Annotated in this window: 14 protein-coding genes; 13 read left to right on the top strand and 1 reads right to left on the bottom strand. The window is 48.1% G+C overall.

The annotated features are described in order from the left end of the window. The first annotated feature begins 103 nt into the window (after positions 1–103). The 7 genes from IPJ67_02545 to IPJ67_02515 all read left to right on the top strand — a co-directional run bounded on the left by IPJ67_02545 (position 104) and on the right by IPJ67_02515 (position 7,827). Positions 104–700 (top strand): redoxin domain-containing protein, encoded by a 597-nt coding sequence (locus IPJ67_02545; GenBank protein ID QQR78001.1) that lies wholly within the window; start codon positions 104–106, stop codon positions 698–700. A 5-nt stretch (positions 701–705) separates the two neighbouring features. Then, the gene (locus IPJ67_02540) at positions 706–2,451 is read left to right on the top strand and encodes a cytochrome c biogenesis protein DipZ (GenBank protein ID QQR78000.1); all 1,746 of its coding nucleotides are present in this window, start codon (positions 706–708) and stop codon (positions 2,449–2,451) included. Between the two features lie 23 nt (positions 2,452–2,474). Continuing rightward, positions 2,475–3,722 (top strand): ABC transporter permease, encoded by a 1,248-nt coding sequence (locus IPJ67_02535; protein QQR77999.1) that lies wholly within the window; start codon positions 2,475–2,477, stop codon positions 3,720–3,722. A 129-nt stretch (positions 3,723–3,851) separates the two neighbouring features. After that, positions 3,852–5,105, top strand: a complete 1,254-nt coding sequence (locus IPJ67_02530) for an ABC transporter permease (GenBank protein QQR77998.1) — start codon at positions 3,852–3,854, stop codon at positions 5,103–5,105. A 45-nt stretch (positions 5,106–5,150) separates the two neighbouring features. After that, a complete protein-coding gene (locus IPJ67_02525; protein QQR77997.1) occupies positions 5,151–6,344 on the top strand; it encodes a pyridoxal phosphate-dependent aminotransferase in 1,194 nt (397 codons plus the stop codon). A 162-nt stretch (positions 6,345–6,506) separates the two neighbouring features. Then, entirely contained in the window at positions 6,507–7,304 is a 798-nt protein-coding gene (locus tag IPJ67_02520) for a hypothetical protein (protein QQR77996.1), read from the top strand. 16 nt (positions 7,305–7,320) lie between these two features. Continuing rightward, complete coding sequence (locus IPJ67_02515) at positions 7,321–7,827, top strand: NUDIX domain-containing protein (protein ID QQR77995.1); 507 nt, start codon at positions 7,321–7,323, stop codon at positions 7,825–7,827. Positions 7,828–8,020: 193 nt separating this feature from the next. Here IPJ67_02515 and IPJ67_02510 read toward each other — a convergent pair whose 3' ends face one another. Further along, positions 8,021–8,410, bottom strand: a complete 390-nt coding sequence (locus tag IPJ67_02510; GenBank protein ID QQR77994.1) for a hypothetical protein — start codon at positions 8,408–8,410, stop codon at positions 8,021–8,023. 413 nt (positions 8,411–8,823) lie between these two features. On the opposite strand from IPJ67_02510, the gene secD reads away from it, so the two are divergent. The 6 genes from secD (at position 8,824) to IPJ67_02480 (ending at position 15,015) form a co-directional block, all read left to right on the top strand. Beyond that, complete coding sequence (secD, locus tag IPJ67_02505) at positions 8,824–10,524, top strand: protein translocase subunit SecD (protein QQR77993.1); 1,701 nt, start codon at positions 8,824–8,826, stop codon at positions 10,522–10,524. Continuing rightward, complete coding sequence (gene secF / locus IPJ67_02500) at positions 10,521–11,660, top strand: protein translocase subunit SecF (GenBank protein QQR77992.1); 1,140 nt, start codon at positions 10,521–10,523, stop codon at positions 11,658–11,660. Before secD ends, secF begins: the two co-directional genes overlap by 4 nt. Positions 11,661–11,835: 175 nt before the next feature. After that, positions 11,836–12,174, top strand: coding sequence for a hypothetical protein (locus tag IPJ67_02495; protein QQR77991.1), 339 nt, complete (start codon positions 11,836–11,838; stop codon positions 12,172–12,174). 22 nt (positions 12,175–12,196) lie between these two features. Further along, on the top strand, positions 12,197–13,372 hold the full coding sequence (locus IPJ67_02490) for a tyrosine--tRNA ligase (protein ID QQR77990.1): 1,176 nt from the start codon (positions 12,197–12,199) through the stop codon (positions 13,370–13,372). A gap of 57 nt (positions 13,373–13,429) precedes the next feature. Continuing rightward, positions 13,430–14,275, top strand: coding sequence for a hypothetical protein (locus IPJ67_02485; protein QQR77989.1), 846 nt, complete (start codon positions 13,430–13,432; stop codon positions 14,273–14,275). 116 nt (positions 14,276–14,391) lie between these two features. Further along, entirely contained in the window at positions 14,392–15,015 is a 624-nt protein-coding gene (locus IPJ67_02480) for a hypothetical protein (GenBank protein QQR77988.1), read from the top strand. Positions 15,016–15,148 lie beyond the last annotated feature (133 nt).

Genomic DNA, 15,148 nt, shown 5'->3' with positions numbered 1-15,148 from the left:
AAGCGATGACAAAAAATGTTTCATTTTGTGTGCTGTGAAATCACGATGGAATCAAATTTTTTAGAAGATATATTTTCAAAAATAATTTGTAATATACAAGGATATGAAGAGTCAAAGAGTATTGTTTATTGGTGGAGTGATTGTTGCCTTGGGAATCGGGGCGTGGGCACTCCTGCAAAAGAGCGGTGATGACCAGTCAATGATGTCGTCGATAACAGATCAGTTACAAGAAGAAGGCGCTATGGCAGAAGATGGTGAAATGATGGAAGGCGACAATGCGAAGTCAGATGATACTATGATGAATGAGGATGCTTCATCTGGAGATGATGCTCTGATGCCAGAGAAAGAGGATGCGATGATGCCTGATGCGGAAAACGCTGGGCAGTATGAAGACTATACCAAAAGCGCATTTGATCAGGCAGTGGGGAAGCGACGTGTTCTTTTCTTCTATGCGAATTGGTGTCCGATATGTCGCCCTGCGGATAGCGATATTCGAGCGAATGTCGCAAAGTTGCCGGCGGATGTCGCGGTTCTTCGTGTAAACTACAATGATACTGATACCGATAGCGATGAGAAAGCACTTGCCAAAGAATACGGCGTTACATACCAACATACATTTGTCCAGATTGATAGTGATGGCAATGTTGTCACCAAATGGAATGGTGGAAAGATGGCGGAATTGCTCAATAACATAAAATAGCTCCTATGATATTGCTCGTTCTTTTTGCTTTTGCGGCAGGCGTTGTGACGGTACTTTCGCCGTGTATTCTTCCTGTTTTGCCAATTATTTTGTCGTCCGGTATCGGCGGTGTGTCGGTGGGGAAATCGCGACCAATCGGCGTTGTCGTTGGATTTGTTTCGAGTTTCACGCTCTTTACGTTGTTTCTCTCGGCGATTGTGAATGCACTTGGAGTGTCCGCTGATACGCTGCGGCTTCTCTCGGTGATTGTGATTGCCGGGTTTGGATTTTCGCTCTTGGTGCCGCGCGTGCAACTCTTCCTGGAGGGACTTACTTCCAAGTTTACTCGATTCGTTCCGACCGCTTCTTCCGAAAGTGGATTTCTGTCTGGTTTGTTGATTGGCTTTTCACTCGGACTTCTCTGGACGCCCTGTGTCGGACCAATCCTTGCATCGGTGATCACGCTTGCAGTGACTGGAGCAGTGTCGTTTTCCGCTTTTATTCTCACCCTCGCATATTCGGCAGGGGCGGCGCTTCCGATGTTTCTTGTAATGTGGGGCGGTCGAGCACTTCTTCAACGTGTGCCATGGCTCTTGTCTCATGGCGCGACCATTCAGCGAGCATTTGGCGTTATTATGGTGCTTACAGCCTTTGCGATATTGGTGAATGCGGATCGGAAATTTCAGACATTTATCCTGACCGTTTTTCCCAATTACGGTTCTGGTTTGACGTCGTTTGAGGACAAAGGATTCATTCAAAGTGAATTGGGAAAACTTCGCGGTGACCAATCAACGGAAGAAAATTCGAGTACAAATATGACAGGGAAACCACTCTTTGATTTGCAGCCAAAGGGTGTCCCGGCGCCGGAGATTATCCCTGGAGGCGTCTGGATAAATAGTAAGCCGCTCTCACTCAAAGAGCTTCGCGGTAAGGTCGTGCTTGTCGATTTCTGGACCTATTCGTGTATCAATTGTCAGCGGACGCTTCCGTATCTGCGCGCCTGGAATGAGAAGTATGCCGACAAGGGACTTGTGATTATCGGTGTGCACGCGCCAGAATTTGAATTTGAGAAAAATGCTGACAATGTTCGCAAAGCGGTTGCCGATTTTGGTCTCACCTATCCAGTCGTGCAGGACAATGACTTTGCAACGTGGCAAGCGTATGGCAATCACTATTGGCCGGCGAAGTACTTCATTGATGCGGGAGGCAATATCCGCTATCACCATTTCGGCGAGGGTGGTTATGACGAAAGCGAGCATGTTATCCAAGAACTGCTGCGGGAAGCGGGGGAGCAAAATGTGCCGGAGTCGACGGATAATCCTTCCTATACCGTTTCAGCAAAAACACCGGAGAGTTATGTGGGCTATGCGCGACTCGATCGTTTCATCTCTCCCGAGCCTGTTCGCCACGATGCGGCATCTACCTATACGGCACCAGCAAAAATTCCTTCCGACAAACTTGCTTTCTCCGGGGAGTGGAATGTGTCGGGAGAATACGCGACACCGTCGGCGGGTTCGGCACTTCTCTTCAGCGTGGACGCTCAAGATGTTTTCTTGGTGATGCGACCGAAGACTGCAGGGAGTCCGGCGCGTGTTCGCGTGTTGCTTGACGGTATGGCACAAGACTTTGGAGCGGACAATCAAGATGGAATTATAACGGTCAATGCCGATCGGTTGTACCATTTGATCCATCTTTCCATTCCGGGTCGGCATCTTCTTCGGCTTGAATTTGAGGATGGCAATGCCGATGTGTACGCCTTTACGTTTGGATAAATGAGAAGTGCTATACTGGGAGCATGTTTCGGAGAATATTCCAATCTATTCGTGTTGCTGTGCGGAATCTTTCTGCGGCGAAGGGGCGCACATTTCTCACCGTGCTTGGCATGGTAATCGGCATCGCCGCGGTGTTTCTCGTCATGTCTATCGGTGCGTCGGCGCAAGATTTCATCTTGGGACAGATTCGTAGTGTCGGGTCAAACCTCATTGCCGTTTTGCCGGGTGCGTCCGATCCAAAGGGGCCGCCCGCGAGTGTTTTCGGCGTTGTTACGACGACATTTACCAACAAAGATCTCGATGCGATTTTGCAGAAAAGTCGCGTGCCGCACATAGTTGCCGGATCGGGGTATGTGACGGGATCGGCCATAGCGACTTTTCAGGGGGAGTCGATGTCCGTGTCGTATCAGGGGGCATCCGCAGCGCTTCCTCAGGTAGAAAACCTGCCGGTTTCAAAGGGGCGTTTCTTTTCCGTTGAAGAAGCGTCCGGACTTGGTCGCGTCGCGGTTTTGGGATCGACCCGTGCGACGGATTTATTTTCAACCGAAGACCCGATTGGAAAACGATTTTCTTTGGGTGATGTGAGTTTCACTGTGGTCGGTGTTTTGGAATCGAAAGGAAGCTCAAGTTTTTCGAATACGGACACGACTATATATATCCCACTCGAAACGGCGCAGAAAATTTTGCTCGGCATCGACTATCTGAACTTCGCGCGACTCAAGGTGGATGAAGAGAAAAACATTCCGTATACAGTTGCTACGATACGTACACTCCTTCGCGATCGACACAGTATCAAATCTACATCGCCGGATGATTTTTCGATTCGCAATACGGCAGATGCTATCTCGATACTGGGATCGATTACCGATGTGCTCAAATACTTCCTCTCTTTCGTTGCCGGTATCTCACTTTTTGTTGGCGGTATTGGCATTATGAATATCATGCTCATCGCTCTCAAGCAACGTATCCGTGAGGTGGGGTTGCGCAAGGCAGTTGGAGCGCGCGATGCGGATATCCTTGTGCAATTTCTCACCGAGGCAGTGTTTCTCTCTCTCCTTGGCGGATTCTTTGGCTTCGTCCTCGGTGTGGTGCTTACCTATCTCTCGGCGGTCGGTATTCGTGCGGCAGGCTATGAATGGACATTTCTTCTTACTTTCCAAGCTGCGGGCATTGCTTTCATTGTCTCACTTCTCATTGGCATCATCTTCGGACTCTACCCCGCTCGCCGCGCCGCCAAAGTATCCCCCATGGAAGCACTTCGGTATGAATAGTGACGTCAAGAATGTAGAACCTCTTTTCTAGTACCCTAGAAAAACTTCGTAGTGAAATGTTCGGAGGGAGCACTTCTTCGTCTGGTATAATACGAGTGTTAGCGTGCTTTTTACTGGTTCTGATTACATATGCATGAGCTTCTTCTTTCGCTTTCTTTTGCGGTCAAGAGTCTTACGGCGAATGCCGGAAGGACGCTTCTCACACTCTCTGGTGTTATTATCGGTACTATCGCCATCATGACGGTGGCGTCGGCGGGGGATGCAGTTGAAGGATTTGTCCTTGATCAGGTGAAAAGCTTTGGGGACAATAGTATTCAGGTTGAGGTAAAAGTTCCCTCGGCGGGGCGAAATTCATCGGGGAATGCGGCGGGTATTGCACAGGGTATACAAGTGACGACACTTACGCTCGATGATGCGGATGCCATTGCTCGTTTGCCGAATGTGTTGGGGTACTATGCAGGCATTATTGGACAGGCGCTCGCGAGTCGACAGGAAACAAATAAGCAAGTTTTTCTCCTTGGGGCGACGGCAGGTGCACCACAGATAGACAAAAACATCGTATTGACTGAAGGAAGTTTCTATTCAACAGCCGATGATCGGGGTATTGCGCAGACAGTTGTACTTGGTGCGGGAGTGAAGAAAACTTTTTTCGGAGAGAGTTCGGCGGTGGGGCAGTCGATTACAATTAAGGGTCAGCGATACCGCGTTGCAGGAGTGATCAAGGAGCGGGGTTCGACGGGGTTTGTCAATTTCGACGATTTCGCGTATATTCCGATTCGTACCATGCAGAAGAAAATTCTCGGCGTTGACTACGTGAGCTTCATTACGGTGGCGACGCAGGATGGGTCGCGTGTCGATGAGACGGCTCGAGAAATAAATGATCTCTTGCGGGATCGGCACGATATTCGGAAGGCAGGGCAAGAAGACTATGCAGTGACGACGATCAAGGAAGCACAGACACTTGTGCAGTCGGTGTTTGGAGCGGTACGGATTCTCTTGGTGGCACTTGCTTCGATATCGCTCGTCGTTGGCGGGGTGGGTATTATGAATGTGATGTTTGTTTCGGTTGCGGAGCGGACGCCGGAGATTGGATTGCGCAAGGCGGTTGGGGCACGACCGCGGGATATTTTGCGGCAGTTTTTGGTCGAGGCAGTCTTGGTAGCGATTGCGGGTGGTGTGATTGGCATCGTGCTGTCGTTTGTGATTATCTTCTTTGCTTTCTCAGCAATTGCGGCACTTGGCTTTCCGCTTGCATTCGTATTCTCGCTTCGGAATCTCCTTTTTGCCATTGCGTTTGCCTTTCTTTCGGGTATTGTCTTTGGAACCTATCCGGCATGGAAGGCGTCGAAGATAGATCCGATACGAGCGATACGCGGGGAATAGCAGGTGTGTGCTTTTCGAGAATTTCATTTTATTTGTGTAGAGCGTGTGTTTGAACGAACCAAAGATCTTCGACTTTCGGTGATCAAGCAAATGGAACTTCGGGCGTCGAAATTTCCGGATGCGATTTCGCTTGCGCAGGGAGTGCCGAGTTTTGACACGCCTTCGTGTATCAAGCGGCGAGTGGAGCGAGCGCTTCGTGATGGCGTGGTCGCGCGCTATTCGCTCTCGCCAGGATTACCGGAGCTTCGTGAGCTTATCGAGGTGTGTCTGGCGCGCGAGAATATGTTCTATGATTGGCAGAAAGAAATCGTCGTGACAGCCGGGTCTATTGAGGGTATTACGGCGACGATTCTTGCCATCACAAATCCGGGAGACGAAGTGATTATTCCTGAACCGACCTATACTTCGTATCGCGAAGTCATCGTACTTGCTGGATGCGTCCCGGTATTTGTTCCGCTTCATGAGGAGAATGGTTGGGCGTTTGAATTGGAGAAATATGAGCAGGCGATTACGCCAAAGACCAAAGCAATTTTCTATTGTAATCCCAATAATCCGACGGGTACGACCTATACCAAAGAGCAGCTTTTGGGATTGGCACGTCTCGCCGAAAAGCACAATCTCTTTCTCATTTCCGACGAAGTGTACAAAGATTTGGTTTTTGATGAGGCTGAAAAGTTGTTTAGTCTTGCCGAGATTCCCGCGCTTCGCAAGCGAGTGATTCGATTGTTTAGCTTTTCCAAGACCTATGCCATGACGGGGTGGCGGGTTGGTTATTTGCATAGCGACCAATCAATCGTTGCGGAAATTCTCAAAGTGCATGACTCGCTCGTCACGTGCGCACCGGTTGTGTCACAATATGCAGCAATGGGTGCACTTGAGACAGCAGAGGATGACGTGGCTCGGTTCAATGAATGCTATCGGTCACGACGAGATCTTCTCTGTTCTCGATTGGATGCGCTCTCGGAATTCTTCCAGTACCAAAAGCCAACGAGCGCCTACTACGTGTTCCCAAAAGTATTGCGTGCAGATCTTTTTGAAGAGAGTGGTGAATTCCCAGAGAGTCTCTCGTGGCGCACGGCGCTTGGACTTCTTGCGTCGGTGCAGGTCGTCACAGTGCCAGGTGTTGCCTTTGGTCGCAATGGCGAAGGGCATATCCGGTTAAGTTTTGGTAAGACAGAAGAAGAAATCAATCGTGCTTTCGATCGCATCGAGACCATATGTCGACCGCGCTCTTTTTAGAGTCTGTTGGCAAGGATTGTTTTTCAGGAAGAATTATTTTTTGTGGCTTTTGGAACAGGTGGAGACAAGTAAAAAATGATTTTTTCTGAAAGACAATGAGAGTGGTGTATCTTTTTGATATTTTTTCAATCGAGTCATTTCTTCCGTTGAAGCATTTTTTCTATGCGTTCTCTTCTGAAATTTTTCTTGCGGTCTTTTCTCAAATGTGCAGCAAAACTCACGCTCTTTCTTCATCGTCCTCGAGTGATTGCTCTTGCGGGTTCGACGAATAAATCTTTTGTAAAAGACGAGGTGCAGGCAGTATTGAGAAATGCGCCGTTTTCGGTGCGTGTGACACCGAGAAACTTCAATACAGATGTCGGACTCCCTCTCTCGATACTCGGACTTCCGAGTGGGTATGGCGACTATCGTGCCTGGCTCCCCATCCTCTCTCAATCGATTCGTAGCGTGTTCCACTGGCCATTCCCCGAGGTGCTTGTTCTTGAATTTGGTATGTCGAATCGGGGTGATATGCGGTATCTTCTCTCCATCGTTCATCCAGATATCGTCGTGTTGACAGGGGTGACACAGCGATACGCGGAGCATTTTTCTGACATCAATGCTATGATGAAAGAATATGGACTTTTGGTGCGAAGCATGAAGCGGGATGGTCTTCTCGTGTTTAACGGTGATTCAATGCGGCTTCGAAAGATTGCCGAGTCGTTTCCGGGGAAGCGTGTATCTTTTGGACTTTCGCTCGCGTGTGATTGGCAAGCCCGAGATGTGAAACGAGTGGCGACTGGCGAATCTTTTTGCGTGTGGCATAGTGGCAAGCTTGTGGAAGAATCGCGCATTGATCGCTTTGGCGAACACCATGTTTTTGCGAGGCTCGCCAGTATGGCTGTTCGTGAGCATCTGAGTTTCCTTCATCGAGAGCCTGTTCTAATAGACAAGGTGGCGAAGAAGCCCGTTCTTTTTTGAAATGTACTTGAGTGGTATGAAATTATTCAACAATAAACCGGGGATAGATCATGTACTTGGCCTCCCGATTGCCTATGAGGTGTCGGCGGGAGCAGTAGTGTTTCGGCGCGAGTCGGACAGCACACGGCGTTTTCTTCTTTTGCAATATCGTCATCGGCACTGGGACTTTGCCAAGGGACATGTGGAGTTGGGCGAAACATTGGAAGAAGCGGCGCGTCGGGAAACCGAAGAGGAAACTGGTCTGACGCGCTTGCGCTTGGTCGCGCCCTTTCACCGGAGAGTGCATTTCTTCTACACCGCGAAGGGGAGTGAACGCAAACGCCGTCTTCAGGAGGGTCGCGCACTGTGGATATTCAAAACCGTACATTTTTTCTTGGCGGAGAGTATGGACTCGACATCGGTCCGACTGTCCGATGAGCATCTTGATTTTGCATGGCTTCCTTTTGAAACAGCAGTTGAACGTGCAACATTCGAAAATGCCAAAGAGCTCCTCCGTCTGGCACAACGTATTCTGTCAAGATAGCTTGACTTTATAAGTGAATTGTGCTAAAAAAGAGAGGACCAATTTCGGTCAAAAAGGAGTAATTTAAAAATGAGTCTTTTCCGGTCCCTCGTGGTGTTCTTCTTTGCTGTGGTAGTTTCGGGCTGTGGAACGCTCAATGGATTGAAACAAGATATTCAGGGGGCAATTTCCCCTTATCAAGCTCATGGAATGCCTAAGGAAGTATGTGAACGGTTCTATGCGCCAGATGACAATTCACTGCTCGTGTATAGGAAGTGCCTTGGTGATGAGATGAGGAAAAATCTATCTCATCGGGAGCGTGATGCGCTTTATTTTGGAAAAACTTTTCCAAAATGCCGCGCTGTATACCGAAGGAGAACAGCGAAATTTCTTGAATATCGCGCTTGTCAAGAGGCTGAAGCGCTTCGTCCCGAAGTGAATCACGCTGTATCGTTACGTCACGATCGCGATAATCGGGAAAATCGCGTTGCGAGTCAGCGGTATCGGACAAATACGGCAAAGGCAAGAAAGGCGCCGAGGTGATGCGATCTCGATCGGAGGACAAGTTTCTTTGGTGGCTCGCTCTGGTGGTTTTGCTCATCATTTTTGGATGGCATCTTTTTTCAAGAATGATTATGCCCATGAGCGGCGAGTCTCTCGTTGATACGCGTTTGACCAACTTGCACTGTTGGAAATGGTCCATGCAGTATCCACTGAGTGCCTACATCGATTGCCAGCAGCGATTTCGTATCGTTCCTAATTGGAGGGTAAGATGAAAATCTTTGAAAAGTTTATTAGACGTTTCACGGAAGAGCAGCTGATAGCGACTCTCCTTGTAGTCGCGTTCGTTTCTCTCCTTCTCGACATAGTGCTTCGTCTCTACAGTTAGGAGATGGACTAGGATAGGAGGAGAGTTTAACAGTGAGGCGGGTTGTAGCAATACACCCGCCTTTTCATATACTTGGAAAAACGTCAAGGGTTGCAGGGAGTCGAGGAACTTCGTATACTGGGCGTATTATGAATAGACGACGTTCACTTCGACTCCGGTTGTTCGGAGTTATTCTTCTGACGGTTTTTGCGGGAGTCATTGCCTATCCGCGTGCTGTGTCGCGCGTGCCGTGGCTTGGGTCGGCAGTCTCGGGATTGCGTATCAATCTCGGGCTTGATTTGCAGGGTGGTATTCACCTCGAATACGCAGTAGACACTTCGCAGATTCCCGAAGAGAAGCGCGCCGATGCGCTTCAGGCGGCGCTCGCCGTGATAGAGCGACGAGTGAATGCTTTTGGTGTAGGGGAGCCTTTGGTACAACTTTCGCGTGCGGGGAGCGAAGACCGTATTATCGTGGAGTTGCCGGGCGTCAAGGATGTGGACGAGGCAAAGAAAATGCTCAAAGAAACGCCGTATCTCGAATTCCAAGAGGACAACACCGAGGAAGTTCAGAAACAGCTTGATGTTTTGAACGATGCTTCGAAGAAGCAGGCGGACGTGGTGCTTGAGCGCGTCAAGAAAGGGGAGGATTTTGCGGAATTGGCAAAGACAGAGAGTAAAGATCCTGGTTCTGCTGACAAGGGCGGAGATTTGGACTTTGTGGCGAAGGGGCAATTTGTGAAGGAATTCGATGATGTACTCTTCAACCCTGATTTCAAAGTTGGCACCGTATGGCCGGATTTGGTAGAGTCGCCTTTTGGCTGGCACATTATCAAGAAGACCGATGAAAAAGGCGAGGGTGATGACTATAGAGTTCGCGCTTCGCATATTCTCTTCCCAAAACAAACTCTTGAGAGACTTCCTGAGACGGCGAGATTCAAATCAACGGGGCTTTCTGGGAAAAATCTCAAGAACGCATTTGTGGACTATGGTGGGGGGCAGGGGCTCGGTCTTCCTCAGGTCTCGCTTCAGTTTGATGCCGAGGGAGCAAAGCTCTTTGCTGAGCTGACAAAACGCGATATTGGCAAGCAAATCGCGATTCTCTTGGACGGGCAGATTATCAGTGCACCGACAGTGCAGGCGGAGATTCCGAATGGACAGGCGGTTATCACTGGAAACTACACGCTTGCGGAAGCAAAGGCACTTGTCTCGCGACTCAATGAGGGGGCGCTTCCGGCACCGATTACGCTCATCGGACAGCAAACCGTGTCGGCATCTTTGGGTGAACTTTCACTTCGACAGAGTCTTTTTGCCGGCATGATTGGCATTGGCGCTGTGATGTTGTTTGTCATTCTCTATTACCGATTCTTCGGCTTGGTTGCTGCGTTTACGCTTTCGCTCTATGCAGGACTTCTCTTTGCGGTATTCAAACTCTCGAGTCTCACGCCATTTCCTATCACACTTTCGCTTGCGGGTATCGCCGGTTTTGTATTGTCAATCGGTATGGCGGTCGATGCGAATATCCTCATCTTTGAACGGACATGGGAAGAAATGAAGCAGGGCAAACATCTCTCAAAAGCGATTGAGGAGGGATTTCGACGAGCATGGCCATCGATACGTGATGGTAATTATTCGACATTGCTGACGTGTCTTATCCTTATATGGCTTGGGACGGGTTTTGTGAAGGGATTTGCTCTTATTCTTTTGCTTGGCGTTTTGTTTTCGATGTTTACGGCAATTGTGCTTACACGGACACTGCTTGATGTCTTGGTTGGCTCGTGGGCAGAGAAATACCCCTTCCTCATTGCGCCAAAGCGAAAGCGCCCCGATATTTCCTCACCCTCTTTATGAAGCGACTCATCCAACAACGAAAATATTTCTACGCCTTTTCAATGGCGCTCATGATTGCGAGCATTGCCATGCTTTCTGTCTGGGGACTCAAGCTCGGTATTGATTTCCGAGGAGGGACACTGCTCGAGGTCTCGTGGAGTGAAGGGAAAGTCCCAGATCGCGGTGTTATCGAAACGCACTTGAAAGAAGTTCCTCGTGTTGAGAGTTTGGTTGTCCAGCCGTCTGGGGATCGCACGATGTTTATCCGCTATGCTTCGTCGGACGAGACGGTAAATGAAGCCGTTCTTGCTGAGTTGAAGAAAACCGATGAATCGGTCGAGCTTGTTCGCTCCGAATTCATTGGCGCATCGGTTTCGGAGAGTATCAAAAAGAACGCCATAACAGCACTCTTCTTGGCGGTGATTGGCATTATTCTCTATATCGCATGGGCGTTTCGCGGTGTGTCGCGCCCGGTGTCATCATGGCACTATGGCTTTCAGGCGACCGTAGCACTTGCTCATGACATTATCATTACTCTCGGAGCATTTTCTTTGTTCGGTCATTTTTATGGAATGGAAGTGGGTGCGCCGTTTATCGCGGCACTCCTCACTATTCTTGGATATTCGGTTAATGATACTATCGTCGTGTATGATCGTATCCGAGAAAATCTCATCCGCTCCGGCGGTACAGAAGATTTTGAAGAGGTGGTGAATCATTCACTTAATCAAACTATTGCACGATCTTTCAATACATCATTTACGGTTATTATTGTACTCATTGCTATTAGTGTTCTTGGGGGCGAATCTATCCGGTCATTTTCACTGGCACTCCTTGTCGGTGTGACAGCAGGAACATATTCTTCTATTTATATTGCAACAGCACTTCTCGTATCAGGGAATATCTTTCGAAAAAATCGCCTTCTTCGAAAAGCAGAAACCTCTTTGACAAATAGCGGAAAGAAGAAAGAAAAAAAGGAAAAGCATGAAGGAAAGAAAGAGTCGCGTCATGCCGCGTCGCAAGCGATTTCTCTGGGCAATGAAGCTGAAAGTGGTGCTCTGGGATCAGCTCCAGTTGCTCTCAATACAGTTCCTGCTCAAATAGCTTCTGTTCCGAAGCGCCATCAGAAAAAGAGAAAGAAGGGTATGAAGAGAAAATAGTCCTGCGTCATTCCGAGCGAAGTCGAGAAATCTCAATCTTTCCGGAAACATTCTCTACCTATTGCACAAAGATTCCTTCTCGCGGGTAGAAATCTTTCCGTAGCATTCCCTCGTTACTTTGGTTGGGATGACAAAAAAGAGAATTTCTCAATAGGTAATAACACACGTATTTTCTATGCTTATGTGGAATCCATTTTCAAAGAAGTCAAAAGATGATAAAGAAAAGAAGCCAACTGTTGTCGAGAAGAAAGACGAACGGAGCTTTGAGGAACAACTTGCTTCTATGCCGGGTGCGCCGGATCCGAAAGACATGGGCATGTTCCAGAAATTCGCCATGAAACAGCTCATGAAGATGTCGCCCGCAGAGCGTGAAAAAGTGCTCAAGAAAGCGATGACGCCGAAGAATATCATGAAGCACAAAGATGAAATTTTGGCGCAACTCGAACATGCGCGGAAAAGCGGTCAAATGTCCGATGACCAGTATCGTTTGGCAAGACGGAAAATGGGGATATAAAAGTAGGTTTACTTCCTCTCTTATGGACAAAGAAAAACAAATAGATAATCTTCTCACACGTGGGGTTTCGGAGGTGATTGATCGGGAACATTTACGACTACGACTTCTTTCGGGAGAGAATCTTCGTGTGAAATTTGGTATTGACCCGACGAGTCAGAATATTCATCTCGGACGATCCGTGCCGCTTCTCAAACTTCGTGATTTTCAGGATCTCGGGCACACAATCGTTTTTATCGTGGGTGATTTTACGGGGCAAATTGGTGATACGAGTGATAAGGAATCCGAGCGCCCAATGCTTTCTGAATCGGATGTGCATGCCAACATGGCGACCTATGCGGAGCAGGCGGGGAAAATCCTTGACATGACTCACGTAGAGATTCATGCCAATTCTACCTGGCTTTCACATTTGGGATTTGGTGAGATTGGGAAAGAAGCAGATGTCTTCTCGGTAGCGGAATTCATCGCTCGTGAAAATATCCGGAAGCGTCTTGATACTGGCAAGCGCGTGTCGCTTCGGGAAATGCTCTATCCTTTGATGCAGGGACATGATAGTCTCGCTGTTTCCGCGGATGTAGAAATTGGCGGGACGGATCAGCGGTTTAATTTGCTTGCCGGACGGCGCCTCCAAGAGCGGGCAGGGAAGTCTCCACAGGATATACTCACAACCAATCTTATTCTCGGTATCGATGGGCGCAAGATGAGCTCGAGTTGGGGGAATACAATCAATCTTACGGATGCGCCGAATGATATGTTTGGAAAGGTTATGAGCGTGCCTGATGAATTGATTGAAAGCTATTTTGTTCATTGTACGCGCATGCCGATGGAAGAAGTTGGAAATATCATGGAGGTAGGGAATCCTCGCGATGCGAAAATCCGGCTTGGCTTTGAAATTGTGAAAATATATCACGGTGAAGAAGCGGCGCGCGAGGCACAGGAGTATTTTGTCTCGACATTTTCGCGGCGTGAGGTTCCGAGTGATATTCGAGAGGTGACGCTTTCTCAGGAGATGAGTTTGCTCGATTTTCTTGCGCAGGAAGGATTTGCTACGAGTCGGGGTGATGCGCGGCGGAAGATTGAGCAGGGTGGTGTCGAGGTAGATGGCACCAAGGTGCTCGATAGAGACTTCGTATTGACAAATAACGGAAAATCATCGATAGTGAAGTGTGGCAAAAAAGATTTTGCCCGGGTAGTGTTTTGAGCGGAGGTGCCAGTTTCTTAACAACCAGATTTTCTACGACCTACGAGAGGTACCGATATGGTGGAACGTTCAAGTTTGAACTGGCTCTTCGGTTGCTCTGATAGAGATGACGAAGAGGGGGATGATTCTCACTTTTATGAGTTCTTGCGAAAGGTTGGGAATGCATTTCTCTATCATGAATTACCTTCGCATGTTCCTATCTCATGGGAGATGAAAGAAACATTGCGAACGTTTGGCATTCAGTGTGGAGTCCCTGCATTTCTCCGTCTTTTTTTGGGAGCGGTTCGCAAGTATGAGGAGGATCATGGATTTCGTCAGCCAAAGTTGCCGCCGAGAGAGCTTCTCGCTCCTTTTGGAATAAGTGACGACATGGTCGTTCAGTATGTGGGTCTTTCTGGCGTGGTTCTTGTCATTGCTAAGACAGGTCCGCATAGCTCTATCGATAGTGTTGTTGATGTGCAGAGGATTCGTACGACACGATGTCGGGGGGTAGTTACCTTTCGCAGAAAGGATCCTGACCAAAGTTCGGTTGTTTCATCGGCGCGATTATCATTTGGTCTGAGTACTCATATTGCAGGATGTAATCTGTCGACACTTCCCAAACGAGTGACGTATCGTCAGGATAATGCGCTCCAGATGTTCTCCAGAGGTTTTTCTCCTGTTGAGTTGGGTGTATTCTTTCGGGTGCTTCTCTGTGTTGCAGCACAATTGCTTTATTGCGATGAAAGTGATATTTGTGGAGCGGATATCCTCAAGAGATTTCCAATGTCTCCCGATATTGCCAGCTTGTTACATAGGGCATCGGGTTGTATATTTTCTATAAACCCGATAGCGGGAGTTGTTCTCCTAGATGATTCAGGGAGAGGCGAAGACTTTATTCTCCTTGTTGACTTATTCTCATGACCCAACCGCCTGGAAATTCCAAGGCGGTTTTCTTTCGCCTTTTTTTGACAGCGGGGGGGCAGGGAGATAACCCGGAGATTTGACGGATGTGTCGCCTTCCGATAGGCTTCATCGATATGAAGTTGAAACGAAACTCGGTCATTATCGTTGTCTGCCTTGCACTTCTTCTTGCTGTAATTGCAAGTGGAGTGGTTTGGTATGGAAAAAAAGAGAAGACGCAAGCACTACCGAAACAGCAAGAGATTCCTGTTGTTGAGCAGGAACAAGTGTGGTATCCGATTCCTGAATTGGGAATAGAGATTCAGCTTCCCAAGGATATTGCAGATGATTTGGTGTATAAATACAAGGAGAGTCCTGTGACAGAGCTTGTCGATGGGAAGGAAGTGCCTATAAAGGGCGCTATCAGAAAGTCAACTTTATTTTCAACAAAGACATTGATAGGACTTGATAAAGAGAATTGTTCTCAAGAAGAATTTCCAGGGGGTATTGTAACTCGGATGGAGGGGAAGCAATCTGATTTAGAATACAAAGATTCTTACGCGAACGAAACAGTTGCAGTTATAAGATTTGATTCATTCTTTGTATATTATGAAAGTTCTCAATCTCCCTGCGCCTTTGATCAAAGAGTTTATGACGCCACTTACGGGGTTGCTCAGGTGTTTGGTTCTATTTTTAACCCAGCGGGGCTTGGTCTTAACGTTGAAGAATGGCATAGCAAAGTCCGTGAATTGAAAAAATGAGAATTTTTCTGGAAGGTATTCTCAAAGAAGTTTCCGAAACAGTTAGGGGCTTCAAGAGAATATCTTGTTCAATGAAACAGAAGGAGATTTATCGTGAAAGGTTCGTTAACATTGAAACAATCGGCCATCTCGG

Source organism: Candidatus Moraniibacteriota bacterium (genome assembly GCA_016699385.1).
Classification (GTDB): domain Bacteria; phylum Patescibacteriota; class Minisyncoccia; order Moranbacterales; family UBA1568.
Note: the sequence above shows the minus strand (reverse complement) of the source record. Positions and strands in the feature narration are given on the sequence as shown.

What these genes read in the sequence shown, in the direction of transcription:
- IPJ67_02545 (QQR78001.1), top strand. Translation starts at nt 104, where the DNA reads ATGAAGAGTCAAAGAGTATTGTTTATTGGTGGAGTGATTGTTGCCTTG.
- IPJ67_02540 (QQR78000.1), top strand. Translation starts at nt 706, where the DNA reads ATGATATTGCTCGTTCTTTTTGCTTTTGCGGCAGGCGTTGTGACGGTA.
- IPJ67_02535 (QQR77999.1), top strand. Translation starts at nt 2,475, where the DNA reads ATGTTTCGGAGAATATTCCAATCTATTCGTGTTGCTGTGCGGAATCTT.
- IPJ67_02530 (QQR77998.1), top strand. Translation starts at nt 3,852, where the DNA reads ATGCATGAGCTTCTTCTTTCGCTTTCTTTTGCGGTCAAGAGTCTTACG.
- IPJ67_02520 (QQR77996.1), top strand. Translation starts at nt 6,507, where the DNA reads ATGCGTTCTCTTCTGAAATTTTTCTTGCGGTCTTTTCTCAAATGTGCA.
- IPJ67_02515 (QQR77995.1), top strand. Translation starts at nt 7,321, where the DNA reads ATGAAATTATTCAACAATAAACCGGGGATAGATCATGTACTTGGCCTC.
- IPJ67_02510 (QQR77994.1), bottom strand. Translation starts at nt 8,410, where the DNA reads ATGATGAGCAAAACCACCAGAGCGAGCCACCAAAGAAACTTGTCCTCC.
- secD (QQR77993.1), top strand. Translation starts at nt 8,824, where the DNA reads ATGAATAGACGACGTTCACTTCGACTCCGGTTGTTCGGAGTTATTCTT.
- secF (QQR77992.1), top strand. Translation starts at nt 10,521, where the DNA reads ATGAAGCGACTCATCCAACAACGAAAATATTTCTACGCCTTTTCAATG.
- IPJ67_02495 (QQR77991.1), top strand. Translation starts at nt 11,836, where the DNA reads ATGCTTATGTGGAATCCATTTTCAAAGAAGTCAAAAGATGATAAAGAA.
- IPJ67_02490 (QQR77990.1), top strand. Translation starts at nt 12,197, where the DNA reads ATGGACAAAGAAAAACAAATAGATAATCTTCTCACACGTGGGGTTTCG.
- IPJ67_02485 (QQR77989.1), top strand. Translation starts at nt 13,430, where the DNA reads ATGGTGGAACGTTCAAGTTTGAACTGGCTCTTCGGTTGCTCTGATAGA.
- IPJ67_02480 (QQR77988.1), top strand. Translation starts at nt 14,392, where the DNA reads ATGAAGTTGAAACGAAACTCGGTCATTATCGTTGTCTGCCTTGCACTT.